Origin of the sequence: Microbacterium sp. NPDC091662 (assembly GCF_044756705.1) — a bacterium.
Classification (GTDB): Bacteria; Actinomycetota; Actinomycetes; order Actinomycetales; family Microbacteriaceae; genus Microbacterium.
The window spans coordinates 907468-924710 of sequence record NZ_JBIVTM010000001.1 but is presented as its reverse complement, the minus strand read 5'-3'; the positions used below and the strand labels follow the sequence as shown (position 1 = coordinate 924710).

Sequence of the window (17243 nt, the reverse complement as noted above, 5' to 3'; positions counted from 1 at the left end):
GCGGGAGCGGCGGGCAGCAACCGCGAGAGGGGGCGGTCGTGTCGAGCGTCGTGCGGGTGATAGCAGGGCCGAGGTGGACACGGTGGATGACCGCGCGGGTCTGAGTTGGCGATGGTCTCGATTCGGCCTCGGGATCCTCTTCGCCGTGCCTGCGATGGCCGTCGCTCCGTTCGATCTGTCGCTGGCTGTCGCCTTCGGGATCGGAGTCGTGCCCGCGGCGGCGTTCGGCTTGCCGCCGCGTCGGCGGGATCGAGCGATCATCCCGCTCGTGGGAGCGCTCAGCGCTCTGGCGCTGCTTCTCGGGTCGGTGCTCGCGGCGATCCCGGTCGTCGCCGTCGTCGCAGTCTTCGGGCTCGCCGTCCTCGCGAGCGAGAACGCGACCCGCGGGCGCTGGGCGCAGCTCGTCCTGGTCCTGGCGCTGCCGATGACCGGAATCGGACTGAGCTTCACCTGGTCGACGGTCACGCTCGGCTTCGCCGCGTGCATCGTGGCCGGGTCGGTCTATGCATGGCTTCTCACCTTGCTCTGGCCGGAACGCGACGAACAGCCCCACCCGGCGCCCCCTGTGCCGCGCGGTCGCGCCATGCTGGTCTACGGAATCCTGCTCGGTGCCGCCGCAGCCACAGCGGCGACACTCGGCTTCCTGCTCGACCTCGAACACGTCGGCTGGGCGACCGGTGCGGTTCTCCTGGTGATGAGGCCGGTGAGGGGGCAGCTCATCGCGCGAAGCATCGGGCGTGCGGCATCCGTTCTGGTCGGTGCTCTGGCGGCCGCTATCGTGGCCGTGCTCAGCCCGGCCGATGTCGTCGTCGGGATCCTGGTCGGACTGGTCATCGGTTCGGCCTGCGCGATCCAGGAGAGTCGGTGGTACGTGGTCCCCGGATTCACCACCTTCCTCGCGCTGACACTCATCATGTCGACGTCCCCGGAACCTCCGGCTGAACGATTCCTCGAGCGTGCGGTGGAGACGCTGATCGGTGTCGGACTCGCCCTGTTCTTCGGCGCCGTCGTGCCCTCGATCGTCTCGCTGATCGTGAGGAATCGGCGTCGCTCAACCGTGTGAACCGCGCTAGACGAAAGTCCCTTGAGCCCGCGTTCGCTGGAATGGGATACTTCGAATGGGAGAGGAACAGTGTCGTCTAACATGTTACGGGGGGACCGATGACATCACTTGTACATGACCCGCATTCGGCGTGGGCTCTCATGCCTTCGGCTGTCGCGGGGGATGTCTCACGGCCGCGCCTGCTGTCCCGACTGACCGCCGCGATGGATGAACCGTGGACGCTGACCGTGCTCTCTGCGCCGGCCGGCACCGGGAAGACGCGGCTGCTGGGCCAATGGGCTGACGTGGTCGACACCGGTGACGGTACGGCCGTGGTGTGGTGGGCGCTGCAGCGTGACGAAGTGGACCTCGAGTTCTTGCGAACCGCTCTGGAAGCCCTCGATGATGAGCGGGTGCGGGCGAGCCTGGCCAGGGTCGCCGACACCTGGTCGATCGACACGGCACGGGCGCTGGCGCGGTGCCTCCGCGTCGCGCGCCGACGTACCGTCATCATCATCGATGACGTGCACCTCGTCGAGACGGAGCAGTTCGCCGAGATGCTGTCGGCGTTCGTGAACGCCGTTCCCGGAAACGCGCACGTCGTGCTCTCCGGTCGCGGAACGGGCAGGATTCCGCTCGCACGTCGACGAATCGCCGGGATCGCGCTCGAACTCGATGCGAAAGACCTCGCCTTCACCCCGGCGGAGGTGCGCTCCTTCTTCCGTGCGAGGGGCGTGAGTCTCTCGCAGGGCGAGATCACGTCCGTGCTCCGCCGAACCGAAGGATGGGCGACCGGGCTGCGTCTGTTGGAACTGGCCGCCCATCATGACTCGTTCGCAGCCGTGCTCCCGTTGCGCGGCGACTCTCCGACAGTGACCGACTACTTCGTCGAGGAGGTGTTCGCCGACCTTGACCACGAACTCGGTGAGTTCCTGGTCCTCACCGCCATCCCCGAATCGTTCACCCCGCAGCTGGCATCGCGCCTCACCGGCGGAGCACCGGCCGCGGGGCTGATCGATCAGCTCCTCCGCCTCAACGTGCTCATCAGCCGAAACCACGACGAGCCGGGGTGGTATCACTACCACCCCCTGTTGCGTGAGTTCCTGTACTCCCGGCTGAAGGAGCGCGGCGATGCCGTGGTCGAGTCCCTCGAGAAGAAGGCGGCGGAGTGGTTCGCCGCAGAGCAGAACCACAGGCTCGCGCTCGCTCATGCGACGCGCAGTCACGACGCCGTATCGATGTCGCGGATCCTGCGGCAGAGCGGGATGCAGCTGCTCCTCATGGGACATGCCTGCGAGGTGATCACCGCAACCGCCGACCTTCCGCGCTCGGTGCTCACCGAACCTTCCGTGCAGTTGCTGATCGCTTCGGCGCGACTCGCACGAGGCGATGCCTCCACAGCCGCCGCTCTGCTCGAATCGTCACCGTCATCGTCTTTCGGTGAGGCGTCCGCGGTCGTTCGTCAGTGGCGCAAGGGGCTGGAACTGCACGTCGCCGTCCGGCGTGGTGGCCTCACCGACACCCTCGACCGGCTGGAGCTCGTGCTCGACGAAGTCGTCGGCGAAGCGCAGTTGGACACCTACGTGTTCCTCCAGGCCGCCATGGCGGAGCTCTACGTCGGAAACCTGGACCGCGCCGGTCGGTTCGCGCGGTTCGCGTCTGATCATGCCCTCACCGCCGACGCCGCCGCTGCGGAGCTGCAGGCGGCAGCCATCCTGAACACCGCTGAGCTCTTCCGCGGTCGCATGGGCGAGGTGCTCCTTTCGGGTGCGCGCCTCGATCAGCGCTGGGTCGAGCTCGGCACACCGGACGACTCGTTCTACGAGGTCACGAGAGTGTGGCGCTATTGGGTTCCCTTCGAGCGGATGCTCGTCGGCGACGTCGACGAGACGCTGAAGGTCGCCACCGACATCATCGAGTCGGGCGCCGAGCCCTCGATCGCCCGGGGGCTGCGAGGGATGCTCGCACTTCTGGGGGCCGATTCCGCGATCGACGCACATGCCGCGGCCATCGACCTCCTCGACAACCTCGCGCCGCGCGCCGACATGCCGCTTCCGGTCCACTGGTACGCGATGATGAGCGCATTCGCCGTGCGAGCGTTCAACCGGCTCGGGGAGCGGTCTGTGCGGGACCGCTTCATCGTCGAGATCGAGAAGACGATCGGCTCGACCGGCGACGTCTTCGTGCTCCGCGCGATAGCGGCTCTGCATGACCAGGAGTTCGCGCGTGCACGTCAGGCGCTCGCGCCGGTGCTGGACGGGAGCTCGCCGTGCCTGCTACCGGCATCGATGGTCGACGCGTGGCTGGTCGCGGCCTGCATAGAGGTGCAGTCCGGGCACCCCGACCAGGCGCAGGTCTCGCTCGCCTTCGCGCTCGCGCTGGCCGAACCGGAAGAACTTGTGCGACGTTTCGCCGATGCCGGGCCGGTGGTGGCTCGTCTGCTCGCCGCACGGGCCACACCCGGTTCCCGAGGGCGTTTCGCGGACTGCGTCCGCGAGCGCCTCGCCGCTGCGGGCATGCTGATCGACGAGGAACTCACGCGACGGGAACGCATCGTGCTCTCCGCCTTGAGCCGCAATGCGACGCTGCGGGAGATCGCCCAACAGGAGTTCATCTCGCCGAACACCGTGAAGACCCACGTGCGGAACATCTATCGGAAGCTCGGCGTGTCCGACCGCGACGGGGTGACAGCAGCCGCGCACGCTCTCGGTATCGAGTGAGCGTGCGCGGCTGTCGTCGGTCAGAAGGCTGTCAATCCCGGGCCAGAGCAGCAGCCAGGTGGGATTCCAGATCGAGGTACGCGTCGTCCGCGATGTCGAACACGACCTTCGAGATCTTGCCTCCGGTGAAGTCGAAGCCGTAGCCGTACAGAGACGACACGGGATCGGCGCTGTCACGTCCGATGGTCAGACCCTCACCGCAGAGGGAGAAGTGGCCGAGGACCGTGCGGATCCGCTTCTCGCCGACCACCTGGTCATCGATGTACAGCTTCACCGGGCCGACGCCCTCGCGGTGCTCGCCCATCCCTTCCTTCGTGAACTCCACACCGATGATGTGCGTCCCGGATGTCGGGACGGGGGCCGAGACACGGTCCTCGGGTGGGATTCCGAGGAAGTTGTACACGTAGTGCACCTGCCCGTCCTTCACCACGAGCGCGTGCCCACCGAAGCGCGAGCCGTGAGCGAAGATGACGCCCTCCGTGTCCGGAGTGAATTCCACTTCGGCCGCGATCTTGTAGGAGACGCCGTGGGTGTTCGCCGCGGATCGTTCGGGCACCTCGCTCGTACCCGGGTAGTAGACGAACCGGCCCGAGGGCGGAGCGGGCTGGTGGAACTCCATGGCGACGAACGTCTCGAAGTCCCGTGGATTGCCGATGATCTGCAGGTCGTTCAGCGGCAGGACGTTGTTGATCTTCGCCTCGTCCATCCAGAGCGCCTTGAGCTCTTCGAGCTTGTCGGGGTGCTCCGCAGCCAGGTTCTTCGCCTCGGCCCGATCGACGTCCGTGTGATACAGCTCCCACTCGTCCTTGTCGAAGTTGCTGATCCCGCTCATCGGACCGTGGACGGCGACCGCCTTCCAGCCCTCGTGCCAGATGCCGCGCTGGCCCAGCATCTCGTAGTACTGCGTCTTCTTCTGTGTCGGACCGTCCGGTGCCGCATCGAACGAATAGGCCATCGAGACTCCGGAGAGCGGCGTCTGCTCGACGCCGTTGTAGACGTCGGGGAACTCCACCCCGCAGGCCTCGAGGATCGTCGGCACGATGTCGGTCGAGTGGTGGTACTGATGGCGCACCTCGCCGCGGGCCTTGATCCCGGCCGGCCAGTGGATCACCAGCGGATCGCAGACGCCGCCCTGATACGTGTAGCGCTTGAACATCTTGTAGGGCGTCGAGAACGCGGCCGCCCAGCCCGTCGGGTAGTGGTTGTACGTGTCGGGGGAACCGAGCTTGTCGACGAGTCGGAGGTTCTCGGCCTCGTCGTCGGGGTATCCGCCGAAGATCTTGCCCTCGTTCACCGAGCCGTTGGGGCTTCCCTCACCGGATGCACCGTTGTCCGCGCAGTAGAGGATGAGCGTGTTCTCGAGCTGCCCCGATTCCTCCAGGTAGTCGACGATGCGGCCGACCTGCGAGTCGGTGTACTCGCTGAAACCGGCGTACACCTCGGCCATGCGCGAGAACATCGCCTTCTCTTCGTTGTTCAGGGTGTCCCACGGGCGGACCTCGTCGGTGGGGTTGAACGTGCCGTCGGTCATGGGGTTCAGCGCGGTCAGGTCGGTGTCAGTCGGAAGGATGCCCTTCTCGACCATGCGGGCGAGCACCCACTCGCGGTAGGCCTCGTAACCGTCGTCGAACTGTCCCTTGTACTTGTCGATGTACTCCTGCGGGGCGTGGTGGGGTGCGTGGTTGGCGCCGGGGCAGAACCACATGTACCAGGGCTTGCCCGGTTCGGTCTGCTTGACGTCGCGGATCATCGTGAGCGCCTGGTCGGCGAGATCCTTGGACAGGTGATAGCCCTGCTCCGGGAGGTACGGCTGGTCGATGTAGTGATTGTCCTCGGCGAGCGACGGATACCAGTTGTTGGTCTCTCCGCCGATGAAACCGTAGAACCGGTCGTAGCCCTGAGCAAGCGGCCAGTGCTTCTTCGACGCTCCGGCGGTCCACTCGTCGATCGGCACGTTGTGGTTCTTGCCGACCCAGAAGGTCGACCATCCGGCGTCTCGGAGCACATGCGCCATCGTGGTGTTGGAATCCGGGATGTGCGAGTTGTAGCCAGGGAATCCGGTCGACGACTCGGAGATGGTCGCGAAACCGTTCAGGTGATGATTGCGACCGGTCAGGAATGTCGAGCGCGTCGGCGAGCACAGCGCGGTCGTGTGCCACTGGGAGTACGTCAGGCCGTTCTGGGCCAGTCGATCCATGGTGGGCATGTTGATGCGTCCGCCGTACGGCGACCAGGCTGCCATGCCTGTGTCGTCGTACAGCACGACGAGCACGTTGGGCGCGCCCGCCGGCGGGGTCGTTGGGCGGAACGCATCCCAGTCCGCGACGGAATCGCGCACATCGAGTTCGATCTTGCCCTGGAATTCCCGAGTCATCTCCGGTCTCCTTCATCTGGTTGAAACACGGACCCGCGAGCCTCAAAGTACTGCGGCGCGTCTGACGCGTCAGGAACCTGAACCGGCTTCATCCGGGTGAACTTGCCGATCGATGCGGTCAGATCAACCCCGTTATGCCCTTCTCCAACTGGAGGGCGCCGATGACGAGGAGCAGTGCCGCGTTGAGGACATGAGTGTTTCCGGCGATCCACGTCCGCACGCGATCGAGGAGCGGCTGTGCGTCGGCCCCGCGTACGACCACGTAGAGCACGGGCAGTGCGATGGGCAGTGTCCCGATGACGACGAAGATGACGGCGATCCACACACCGGCGCTCTGAGTGACGTCCGACAGCGAGATGTCGAGGGCGGCGAGGATCGCACAGGAGGCGTCGACCGGGTTCAGGACGAAGAGTCCGAGTCCGAGGAGCAGAGTCCGCCCGGGCCGGAAGGACTCCACGGAGTGCAGCCAACCCGGCAATTGCGGAGAGGCCGCGACGACGTCGCGCGGAGAGGATGCTGCGGCCATCCGCGCGATGTGCACGCGCCCTCTCCGGTACACCCACACGGCAGACCCGATCAGGAACAGTCCGAGGATGACGCGAACGATCGGGACCCACAGTGGTGGTTCGCTGAGCTCGTGCACGGCGATCAACGGGAACAGCCAGAGGCACAGCGCCATGAGCCCGCCGAGCCCGAGGACCCACCCGATGAGATAGGTGATCCCGTTCATCCGCGCATTGCGCGAGAGCAGCACGGCGACGAGAGCCATGATCGCCAGGGGGCTCAGGACCACTCCGAGGGCGACAGGGACGAGCGCGAGTATCAGTTCTCCCATATCCGCATCCCTTCTGTGGGCCGGGTGCCCCGGCCGATCGTGGTCCTAGAAACTGCCGATTCCCTTGCCGATCATCGACACGCCGATCACCAGGAGCAGGACCGCCATGATGACGGCGTTCTCCTTCGCCAGCCACCCGCGCAGGGCGTCCAGGGGCGCGCGAAGACGGTCAGCCGCGACGAGATACCCGACGACCGGGATCAGCACCGTCGATGAGGCGATGAGCGTGTAGATGATGACGACGACGACGGCGGACCCGACGGGAAGGGCGGCGCCGCCGATGTCGGTGCCTGCGCCTGCGGCCATGATCAGGTTCTTGGGGTTCACCGCGGACAGGAGGAATCCGAGGCCGAACGCCACCGGGAACGTGACCGTGTCGATCGCCTTCATCCACTTCGGCAGCGCGGCGTCCTCGCCGGGCTTGGGACGCTTGCGCCACTGCCCGAAAGCGAGAAGGAAGAGCAGTAGCCCGAGGACGAGCTGTACCACGCCACGGATCGGTCGTGAGGCATCGGGATCGTCGGCCGGCAGGATCGACGACACCAGGGTGAACACGGTGACGGCGACGACGATCCCGATCACCCAGCCGAGGAGGAAACCGACACTGGTGACCCGAGCCTTCGGCGAGAGCAGCATGAGGATCGCCGCGATGATCGGGATGGGGCTGATCGCGACCCCGAGTGCGAGCGGGAGGATCTCCCCGATGACGGTTCCCATCATTGACCTTTCTCTGGAGCGGACCCCGTCGTCGACGGAGCCAGTTTCGTGATCGCTTCGCGGTTGGTGGCGTAGACGTCTTCGGTCTCGAGCAACCCGAGCTCGGTCAGACGGTGCAGCGTGTTCGGCCGCACCCTGCTGAACGCGAGCGAGACCGACTGGCCGGAGAGCCACTCCTTGAGCGCGACGAACGACTCCGCGCCGGTCACGTCGACATCGGTGACGGCCTCCATGTCGACGACGAGGTGGGCGACCGTCCCCTCGCCTGCGGATCGGATGGCGTCCTTCACCGCCGATGAGAACACGGCGCCGTTCGCGAAGAACAGCGGAGCAGCCAGCCGGATGACGATCACCCCCGGTGCCGTCACCGTTCCGGCCGGAGCATCCTCGAGCAACGACTCACCGGGGTCGCCGCTGGACTCGAGCACGTCGATGGCGGGATTCGATGCGCGCTTGGCGATGTTGATGAGCGCGAGCACGAAGGCCACCAGGATGCCGGGGATCGAGCCGATCAGCAGCGTGACGAGGAAGCAGGTCGCGCCGATGAGGAACTCGAACCGGTCCTTGCGCCACAGATCGATGAAGTCGCGGATGCCGAGCAGAGGGATGATCGCGACTCCGACGATCGCGCCGATGGCAGGGGAGGGGATGTCGGCGAGGAGCGCCGTGCCGAACAGGAGAAGCAGGAGGGTCCCCGCGGCGAGGATCAACGCAGGGAACTGCGTGCGCGAGCCTGCCTGATCCATCGCCGCGGTGCGGGAGGTCGATGAACCGACGGCGAAACTGCCCTGCGCCCCGGCGACGATGTTCGAGGCGCCGAACGCGAGGAGATCCCGGTTCGCATGGAACGGGTAGCCGTGCTTCTCGGAGTACGACCGCGAGACGAGGAGACCCTCGGCTGTCGTGACGAGCGTCAGGGCGATCGCCGACGGCACCAGCATGAGCCAGAGCGACCAGTCGATCACGGGCCAGGTGAGCACGGGGGGACCCGCAGGGACTTCTCCCAGGATGTCGACGCCGCGCTGGTCGAGTTTGGTCAGTACCACCACGAGCGTCGTGGCGATCAGGACGATCAGCGCCCAAGGGACGGCGCGGAGGAAACGTCGCCCCAGCAGGAGCACGGCGACCGAGCACACCGAGATCAGGACCGCCCACCCGTTGAGCGTCGTGAATCCACCGACGAGGTCTCCCACCTTCCCGATGAAGTCCTTTCCCGAGTCGATCTTGACGCCGAGCATCTTCGCCACCTGGCTGACCATGATGTCGAGCGCCAGGCCGCCCACGAATCCCACGAGGATCGGCTTGGAGAGGAAGTTCGCGAGGAAGCCCAGCTTGAAGACCGCGAGCAGCACGAACATGACGCCGCAGATGATCGCCTGGGCCAGCGCGAGGGTCGCGTAATCCGCGCTTCCGGCGGCGGCGAGGCCACCGATCGAGGAAGCGACGAGTGCGGCGGCTGCGGCATCGGGCGAGGCGACCAGCTGTCGGGAGGAGACGATCAGCGCGTACACGATCGTGGGGACGATCAGGGCGTAGAGACCGGCGGTCGGTGGGAGGCCGGCGATCTGGGCGTAGCCGATGTTCAGGGGGATCGCGATCGCGAGGAGCGTGACTCCCGCCGTCAACTCCGTGACGAAGTTCTTCTTGGTCAATCCCGCGAGTGGACGTTGCACATCGCCTCCATCCGCCGGCGCCCCCGTCGAGCGCTCTCCCGACCACGATCCCACCGGGAGGGTTCTCGGGACCACGTCTCGACGGCAACCTCACCCCTGGTGATTTACGGGGATCGTGCGAGCACGGCGAGGCGGGTCAGGGCGCTCGCGGAGGCGTCAGGGACGGCGGGGGGCGCGAAGCCGGCGACGTCGTCGCGCGGGCTCGACCGGCTCCGGCTCCGGTACCGGGGGTACCGCGGTGCGGTCACCGGAGAGCCAGCGCAGCCAGGTCGCATCGGTATCGCCCTCGAAGACGAGCGTCCGCGCGAGCAGTGTCAGCGGGATCGAGAGGATCGCGCCGAGGGGACCGATGATGAAGGTCCAGAAGATCACCGAGAAGAAGCTGAGCGTCAGACTGAGATCGACGGCATCGCTGACGAACTTCGGTTGGACGAGCACCTGCAGGACCACATTCACCACGCAGTACACCGCGATCACGCCGAGCAGCAGGGGCCAGCCGCCCACGACGAATGCCAGGATCGCCGGCGGGACGAGGCCGAGGACGAAGCCGATGTTCGGGATGAAGTTCGTCACGAACGCGAGGATCGCCCAGACGACCGGAGCCGGAACCCCCATCCACCACAGTGCGAGACCATCGATGATCGCGACGATCGCGCCGAAGGTCGCATTGACGATGTAGTAGCGGCGGACGCCGGTGTTGAGACGCGAGATCCGTGCGATGACCGCGCCTTTGGTCGCGCCGAAGATCGAGGGCGCCTGGCGGTAGCGGGCGGCATCCACCGCCATGAAGATGATGTAGGCGCACACGAAGAACAATGCCGTCGCGACGCTGACGACCGTTCCACCGATGCTGCGGGCGAGCCCGAGCAGTGTGGTGGGGTCGAGGACCGAGGCTGCAGCGTCGGAGGCCTCTTCGTCCAGGCCGAGGGACTGCAGCCACGCGACGAAGTCATCGACGGTCTTGGCCAGGCCGCCCTCCGAGACGAGATCGCCGATCAGACGGGCGAACTGCGTGCCGGCGAGCCAGAGCAGTGCGCCCATGATCAGCAGGATCAGGTACGCGACAATGATGACCACCGTCGTGCTCGCCCACTGCGGCCAACCCCGACGATCGAGTGGACGGCGAAGGGGCTCGCAGATGACCACGATCACGATCGCGAGCGCGATGGGTCCGAAGAGCTCCCTGGCGAAGTACACGCCGGCCAGGGTGACCGCGCTCGCTGCGAGCAGGAGCACTACCCGCAGACTGGGAGAGAGCATCCGGTCGGGGGCGCGCTCCGGCGCAGGCGAGGTGGTCACGCGGACAGCGTAGTCGACGAGTTCAGAACGGTTCCGGTACGACGAGTGGTGCCGGTCCCTGCTGCGGGGCGACGACAGCTCGCACACCGGCGGATTCCAGCGCCTCAGCGACACCGCGGACCGTCGCCGACATCACGGCCGTCGCATGCAGCGGGTGGTGCCAGACCCGAAGGGTGAGCACCCAGCGAGTCGGGGAGACCGAGGCGAAGGACACCGCGGGATGCTCGCGCGAATGAACTCCGTCGACCTCGCCGGCCGTGCGGGAGATGATCGCCACGACGTCATCCACGACGACCCCGTCCTCCCTCGCGACCCGGATCTCCACCGCGCTGCGTCGCGCACCATGACGGGAATCGTTGACCAGGATTCCGGTGAGCAGCGTGGCATTCGGCACGTGCACCGTCCTGCCGTCGACCGTCGACAGGATCACGGCGCGTCCGTTGAGCTCCTGGACGACGCCGCGGATAGGCCCGTCGGGGCCCTCGATCTCGATCTCCTCTCCGATCTTCACCGACTGGCGGGATTGGATGAGCACACCGGCCGCGAAGTTGTCCGCGACGCCGCGCAGCACGAGGATCAGCACGACCACGGCGATGGCCGTCATCGCCAGCAGCGGCTGCACGTTCGCCCCGAGGAAGGCCAGCCCGACGCCGATGCCCACCAGCAGCAGAGCGTACTGCGTGAAGCGCGCTGCCAACTGCGCGACGGAATCGGAGATGCCCGGCGTCCGTTTCGTCAGCTTGAGCACGCCTTTTCGGGCGAAACGCGACAGCAACCAGCCGATGAGGATGGACAGCACCGCCAGCACGATCTGCCAGGGCGAGAGCCCATCGGGGAACAGGGCGTCCAGCGTCACGTTCGCCGACCTCTCGGTCGGGGGTTCCAGCGCATCATCCGACCAGGATGCTGGGTGCGCGCTCGCCGCGGCGACTGCGCTCATCCGGAGCGGGTGAGCGCGGAGCATCGGCGCCCGGGTATCGCCCGTTGGGGATGAACGACGGTGGCCCTCGATCCCGCAGCATCGGAGACTGAGGACATGTCGTCGACGCCCCCATCACCGGATCTCCTCACGGCAGCCCGCTCGCACGGCGCGACTCGGGAACGAGCGCGGGAGGCCATCGGACTCCAGATCTCGATCTTCGCCTTCGTCCTCGCCGCACTCGTGGCGCTCGTGGTGTTCCGCCTGCAGTCGGCTCCCATCTCCGGTCCCGATTCGCTCGGGCAGTTCGCGGCACTGGCATCCGCCGTCACAGCGGTCGTCGTGTTCGTGCTGGGTCGCGTCATCGCCGCCGATCCCGACAGGCAGAAGCGGCTCGGGGTGCTCGACATCATCGACATCGCGGCCTTCGCCTTCGCGCACGCCATGATCGCGCTGCTCGGGTGGACGCTCGCCGCGACGATCATCGAAGCGGGCCTCATCGGAGCGGTCGTCTATCCGGTGCCCGTCCTGATGCTCGCCGGCGCCGCGGCGGGCCTGACGGCCTATGTCACCTACTATTCCGCGACCCACCTGGATCTGCAGCTCCTGGCGACGGTCCTCGCGGTGTTCCTGGTCCTGGGGATCCTGGCCAGCATGCTGACCGCCAGCGATCCGCAATGGTGGAAGGAGAACCTCAGTGCACTCGGCATGACCGACGATCTCTCGGCGCGTGCGTTCAACCTGACGCTGATCGTCGCCGGGATCCTCGTGACCACGCTCGCTCGCTACGCGACGAAGGGCATTCCGACGACGCACCCGCGCGGAGTGACCTCGGTTCGGACCTGCCTCATCATCGTCGGGCTCTTCCTCGGCATGGTCGGCGTGTTCCCCGTCGACGAGCATTTCGCTCTTCATACCGCGGTGGCCTCGGGAATGGTCGTCGCGTTCGCCGTGCTCGTCGTCGCCATGCGCTGGTGGGTGCCCGGCGTCTCGCGTACGTTCCTGCTGCTGGGGTACGTGTTCACCCTCCTGATCGTGGTGCTGGCCGTGTTCTTCGCCGTCGGCTACTACACGCTCACGGCTGTCGAGCTGGTGGCCGGGACCGTCGTGTTCACCTGGATCATCCTCTTCATCCGCACCGCTGATGCCCTCAAACGAGACGAGGTGTCTGGCACGGGCGGGTAAACATCACCCGGAGGATGCCCTTGAGGGGTGCTCCCCACGCCGCTAGCTTTGGTGCCATGTCGCACCCCGTACGCTCGACGAGGCCGGGACCCGCGGTGCGTTTCCGGCCACCGGCCCCCCAACCGGGCGCCATCCGTCGCGATCGGGTGAGCGCGGCGATAGCGCAGGCCGTCGCGAACGCGCAGTTGGCAGTGATCAGCGCCCCGAGCGGATTCGGGAAGACGATCTCGGTCGCCGATTGGGCCACGGGTCTCGATCAGGTCGCATGGCTCGGGCTCCACACGTTCGACTCCGACCCGTCCCGGTTGACCCAGGGTGTCGTCAACGCCCTGATCGCCGGTGCCGAGCGTTCCGGGCGTGCTCTCGACCTCGACCGTGATCTGGACGATCCTGACCGGGCGTACGAGGAGATCTGCAGGGCGCTGCAGGATTCGGACGAGCGCGTGCATCTGATCATCGACGATGCGCAGCGTGCAGGCGAGCACTGGGGCAGGGGGATCCTCGGCATGCTCGCGGAGCAGGCGCCGGACGGTCTGCACGTCGTGCTGGTGGGAACGACACTGCTGGAGTTGACACTCTCCCGGCATCGGCTCATGCACCCTGAGGCCTTCGTTGGCGCCGACACCCTCAGCTTCACGGGGGAGGAGGTGCGGGTGCTGCTCGACGGGGAAGAGGTCGACCTCGCTCCCGAGACGATCCTCGAAGAGACCCAGGGGTGGCCGATCGCCGTCAGGTTGATGATGATCGGCGGAGCGAGGCCGGACGCACGCGCGCAGAGCGCCTCGAGCTTCCTGGGCAGTTACGTGAAGGAGCATGTGCTCGGGAGTCTTCCCCCCGACGTCGCGGACTTCGTCCTCGAGGCGAGCGTCTGCGGCGAGCTCACTCCCGAGCTGGCCGCTGCGGTCACCGGGCGTCTCGACGCCGCCGCCCTGCTGGAGACCTGTGTGCGACTCGGTCTGTTCCTCGACCGCTTCGAGGGTCCTCATGGCGTCGTGTATCGATGGCATGCCGCCTTCGCCCGGCGCTGCGCCGAGATCGTGGGCCTGGACGCCCCTCGCGCGAACGCATGCCATCGCCGCGCAGCGGCCGCCCTGGAGTCGACGGATCCGACGGCGTCGATCGCCCACTCGCTCCAGGCGTCCGACGTCTCGACCGCGCGCGCAACCCTTCTTCGGCACTGGCTCGGGCTCGTGGTCGGGGCCAGAGCCGACGAGGTCGAGCGCACCGCGACCGAGATGCTGCGGCGCATGCCAGACGACGCACAAGTGCTGCTCGTGCGTGCCTGCGCGAGCGACGTGCTCGGCGATCATCGCGTGGCCCGGGAGCTGTTCCGGCGCGCGGAGGCGATGATCGCTCGATCGGCCGACGCCGATGAGCCCGCTGTCCTGCAGATCGCCCGACTGTTCATCGCCGACGAGCGGGCAGAGGTCGCGAGCGCGAGCGCGAGGGTGCGGCAGATGCTGCTCGATGACGACTCGACCGAGCTGAGCGACCGCGCCGCACTCAATTACCTGCTGGGGTGGACCGAGATCCGGCATCGGGGCAATCCCCTGATCCCGCTCGAGTACTTCTCCGCGGCGGCCAGGGAAGCGCACGGCTCCGGAGATCGCGAACTCGCGAAGCGCGCACAGGGGCACCTCGCCTTCGGCCAGACCTGGGCGGGTCGCCTCACCGATGCCCGGCAGTCGCTCACTCGCGTGCGTGAGGCGGAGGACGTCGGTCTTCCCTGGAGCACCTACGCCGGCGGCAGCGCTGCCGCAGCCGCAGGGTTCGTCTATTACTGGTCGGGTGAGCTCGTCGACGCCATCCGCGAGTTCGGGACGGTGATCGCGAACGGCAGCTCCGACCGCTCTTTCACCAGCGTGGCACGGATGATGATCGCCTATGCGGCGGCGGAGACCGGAGACGTCGCCGTCTGCCGCCGAGCGGCGATCGGGATCCAGGACATCCCGCTGGAGGTCGTGCACGGCATATCCTGGCCGGCGTTCCGCGAATCGTCGGTCGCCCTGCTCGAAGAGGCCGTCGGTCGGCAGGACCGGGCGATGCGCATCGCGCGCCGGTACGTGAACTGCCCGGACCTTCCCGTCGTCAACGTCGCGCTGGCGGGGGTGCTGCGCCGGGCCGGCGAGTACTCGGCCGCGTTGGAGATGCTGCGATCACTGCGGGCTTTCGGGGAGGTGTCGTATGTGAAGTCGGCGACGCTCATCACTGCAGCGCTGCTGCGCCGTCATGCCGGACACCCCGACGAGGCACACGAACTGTGCGAGGCAGCCGTCGCCGTCGCCTCGGCCGAGAACATCCGCCTTCCTTTCGGACCGCGTGAGACCGCGGTGCGCAAGCTGCTCGGCGAACACGTGCACTTCGGTACGCAGTTCGAGGATTTCATCGGCGGCTGTCTCGCTGCGGACACGTCCGGGTCGCTCGTTGACGCCCTCTCCGAACGGGAGCGTGATGTGTTCCAACAACTCCAGACCGCGCGCACGTTGCACGAGATCGCGCAGGAACTTTCGGTGTCGATCAACACCGTGAAGACCCACCAGCGTGCGATCTACCGCAAACTCGGGGTGTCGTCGCGGCGCGAGGCCGTGCGGACCACCGTCTGACGGAGACGGTGGTCCGTGCGTGGCCTCACACCTGGCGCAGCGCCGACGCGAGGATCGTGTTCGCGATCGAGGCGGGAATCGGTTGGGTCGCGAGGATGCGGTCCTCGCGACGGTCGACGTCGCGGGCGAACCGCTCGACCCAGGTCGGTTCCACGAGGATGAGCGCCGCGCGTGCGCCGGGGGGAACCCTCGCCGCGAAGTGGCGCGCATCATCCTCGCCGACGAGACCGGGAGTCTCGAGGGTGAGGCCGGCGAGTGCGAACTCATCACGGTCGACCTCGACGATCCGGTGTTCCTCGAGGCTGAGCCGCTCGATCACCAGGAAGTCGAGAAGGCGGACGGTGCCGGCCTCCACCTGCCGCAGCAATGCCTCGAGGAGGTTCGGGCCGAGGCGGTCGCCCGCGAGGCGCACGGCGACGAACTCGACGTCTCCGAGCGCCTGCAGGCTCGTCACATCGACCACCTCGGCCACGACGTCAGCTCAGAGCGCGGGTCTTGATGGCCGCGAACTCGTCCGGGGTGATGGTCCCCGCGGCGAGCAGCTTCGATGCCTTGTCGATCTCGTCGCTCGGGCTGGAACCGGCGACGCTGCGGATGTAGGAGTCGGCGGCGTGCTGCTGGTCCCGGTAGGCGGAGGCGCTCCGCTCGCCCATGCCCCTGCCGCGCGCGATCAGGTAGACGAGCGCCGTGAGGAAGGGGACGAAGATGAGGAAGATGATCCACACGGCCTTCCACCAGCCGTTGAGCGTGTGGTCGCGGAACAGGTCGGCGACGATGTTGAAGAGCACCATCAGGTAGGAGACGAACACGAAGACCCAGAAGAACCACCAGATGATGTCCCAGAAGCTTTCCCAAATGGACATGTCGCACCTCTTTCGTTGAGTGATTGCGTACCGCGATGGTGTCAGGGAGCATCGGCGCGCGGGGGAGTCGCTCACCCTGATCGGGCGACCCCTGTGCCGACGCCGGGGGACGAGGCACTCATCCGCTACGGGTGAGAGTGCTGCCCGTGCCGGGCATGGCGATGCGAGCATGGTCCACAGTCGCGGTCCACGTGCCCCGTGAGAGAGGACTTCCCATGAATGACTTCCGTTTCGGCCCCGCCGAGTTCTACCTCGTGGGGTTCGAAGGAGCCCGTCCGGACCCTGCGACGTTCCGCGCATTGACCGACCTCGTCGACAGCGGCGTCGTGCGCCTGCTCGACTTCGTCGTGCTCGCGAAGTCCGAGACCGGGAAAGTCGAGATCGTCGAACTCGACGACGACGACGGAACCCTGGATCTCGGCGACTTCGAACCGATCGCGGCGGGTCTCGCAGGCGAAGAGGACGTCGAGGCGTTGGCGGGTGCGCTCGCCCCGGGGCAGTCGGCCGCCCTGGTCGTGCTGGAGCTCGCCTTCGCCCGCACACTCGCACAGAACCTCGCCGCCGCGGGCGGGCAGGTGCTGCGCAGTGAGCGCGTTCCCGCACCCGTGGTGAACGCCATGATGGACATCCTCGACCAGGAAGGTGAATGACATGCCCTTGAGAAGATTCGGGCGGCCGGGCCTGATCGGCCTCGCGGCCAGGACCGCCGTGGTCGCGGGAACCGCGACCGCCGTCGGCGGCGCCATGTCTCGGCATCAGCAGGAGCGCGCACAGGGTCAGTACGAGCAGGAGCAGTACGAGGCCGCTCAACAGCAGGCGCAGATCGACGCGGCGGCTCAGAACGCAGCTTCCCAGTACTCGTCCCCGCCACCAGCCGCGCCCGCCCAGGGGGACGACCTGATCGCGAAGCTGCAGCAGCTCGCGTCTCTCAAGGACTCCGGCGTGCTCTCCGAGGCGGAGTTCGCCGCGGCGAAGCAGAAGCTCCTGGGCTGACGAGACCGGTGATGCGTCGG

Annotated in this window: 14 protein-coding genes; 6 read left to right on the top strand and 8 right to left on the bottom strand. The window is 67.1% G+C overall.

Annotated features, from left to right (window positions below; translation table 11 throughout):
• Positions 1–82: 82 nt before the first annotated feature.
• Together ACIQLD_RS04460 and ACIQLD_RS04455 are read left to right on the top strand one after the other, a co-directional pair.
• A complete protein-coding gene (locus ACIQLD_RS04460; protein ID WP_402605511.1) occupies positions 83–1063 on the top strand; it encodes an FUSC family protein in 981 nt (326 codons plus the stop codon).
• A 98-nt stretch (positions 1064–1161) separates the two neighbouring features.
• Positions 1162–3762 (top strand): LuxR C-terminal-related transcriptional regulator, encoded by a 2601-nt coding sequence (locus ACIQLD_RS04455; protein WP_402605509.1) that lies wholly within the window; start codon positions 1162–1164, stop codon positions 3760–3762.
• A gap of 31 nt (positions 3763–3793) precedes the next feature.
• Here the strand turns inward: ACIQLD_RS04455 and ACIQLD_RS04450 are convergent, their stop codons facing one another.
• The 6 genes from ACIQLD_RS04450 to ACIQLD_RS04425 all read right to left on the bottom strand — a co-directional run bounded on the left by ACIQLD_RS04450 (position 3794) and on the right by ACIQLD_RS04425 (position 11600).
• The gene (locus ACIQLD_RS04450; protein WP_402605506.1) at positions 3794–6136 is read right to left on the bottom strand and encodes an arylsulfatase; all 2343 of its coding nucleotides are present in this window, start codon (positions 6134–6136) and stop codon (positions 3794–3796) included.
• 118 nt (positions 6137–6254) lie between these two features.
• Positions 6255–6971 carry a GAP family protein gene (locus ACIQLD_RS04445; RefSeq protein ID WP_402605504.1) on the bottom strand — a complete coding sequence of 239 codons (717 nt, stop codon included), beginning with the start codon at positions 6969–6971 and terminating at the stop codon, positions 6255–6257.
• 45 nt (positions 6972–7016) lie between these two features.
• Positions 7017–7691, bottom strand: coding sequence for a GAP family protein (locus ACIQLD_RS04440; RefSeq protein WP_402605502.1), 675 nt, complete (start codon positions 7689–7691; stop codon positions 7017–7019).
• The gene (locus ACIQLD_RS04435) at positions 7688–9340 is read right to left on the bottom strand and encodes a SulP family inorganic anion transporter (protein WP_402605499.1); all 1653 of its coding nucleotides are present in this window, start codon (positions 9338–9340) and stop codon (positions 7688–7690) included. The genes ACIQLD_RS04440 and ACIQLD_RS04435 overlap by 4 nt, the downstream gene beginning before the upstream one ends.
• Before the next feature lie 177 nt (positions 9341–9517).
• On the bottom strand, positions 9518–10660 hold the full coding sequence (locus tag ACIQLD_RS04430) for an AI-2E family transporter (RefSeq protein ID WP_402605497.1): 1143 nt from the start codon (positions 10658–10660) through the stop codon (positions 9518–9520).
• Between the two features lie 22 nt (positions 10661–10682).
• The gene (locus ACIQLD_RS04425; protein ID WP_402605494.1) at positions 10683–11600 is read right to left on the bottom strand and encodes a mechanosensitive ion channel family protein; all 918 of its coding nucleotides are present in this window, start codon (positions 11598–11600) and stop codon (positions 10683–10685) included.
• Between the two features lie 96 nt (positions 11601–11696).
• Here ACIQLD_RS04425 and ACIQLD_RS04420 point away from each other — a divergent pair, with 96 nt between their 5' ends.
• Positions 11697–12764: a DUF998 domain-containing protein gene (locus ACIQLD_RS04420; protein WP_402605492.1), complete on the top strand. Its 1068-nt coding sequence runs from the start codon at positions 11697–11699 to the stop codon at positions 12762–12764.
• Between the two features lie 56 nt (positions 12765–12820).
• Positions 12821–15367 carry a LuxR C-terminal-related transcriptional regulator gene (locus tag ACIQLD_RS04415; protein ID WP_402605489.1) on the top strand — a complete coding sequence of 849 codons (2547 nt, stop codon included), beginning with the start codon at positions 12821–12823 and terminating at the stop codon, positions 15365–15367.
• Between the two features lie 25 nt (positions 15368–15392).
• On the opposite strand, the gene ACIQLD_RS04410 is transcribed toward ACIQLD_RS04415, so the two are convergent.
• Together ACIQLD_RS04410 and ACIQLD_RS04405 are read right to left on the bottom strand one after the other, a co-directional pair.
• Complete coding sequence (locus ACIQLD_RS04410) at positions 15393–15839, bottom strand: DUF6325 family protein (protein WP_402605486.1); 447 nt, start codon at positions 15837–15839, stop codon at positions 15393–15395.
• A 4-nt stretch (positions 15840–15843) separates the two neighbouring features.
• Positions 15844–16230 (bottom strand): hypothetical protein, encoded by a 387-nt coding sequence (locus ACIQLD_RS04405; RefSeq protein WP_402605483.1) that lies wholly within the window; start codon positions 16228–16230, stop codon positions 15844–15846.
• 215 nt (positions 16231–16445) lie between these two features.
• On the opposite strand from ACIQLD_RS04405, the gene ACIQLD_RS04400 reads away from it, so the two are divergent.
• Both ACIQLD_RS04400 and ACIQLD_RS04395 read left to right on the top strand, forming a co-directional pair.
• On the top strand, positions 16446–16880 hold the full coding sequence (locus ACIQLD_RS04400) for a DUF6325 family protein (protein ID WP_402605480.1): 435 nt from the start codon (positions 16446–16448) through the stop codon (positions 16878–16880).
• Position 16881: 1 nt separating this feature from the next.
• Positions 16882–17223 carry an SHOCT domain-containing protein gene (locus tag ACIQLD_RS04395; RefSeq protein ID WP_402605477.1) on the top strand — a complete coding sequence of 114 codons (342 nt, stop codon included), beginning with the start codon at positions 16882–16884 and terminating at the stop codon, positions 17221–17223.
• Positions 17224–17243 lie beyond the last annotated feature (20 nt).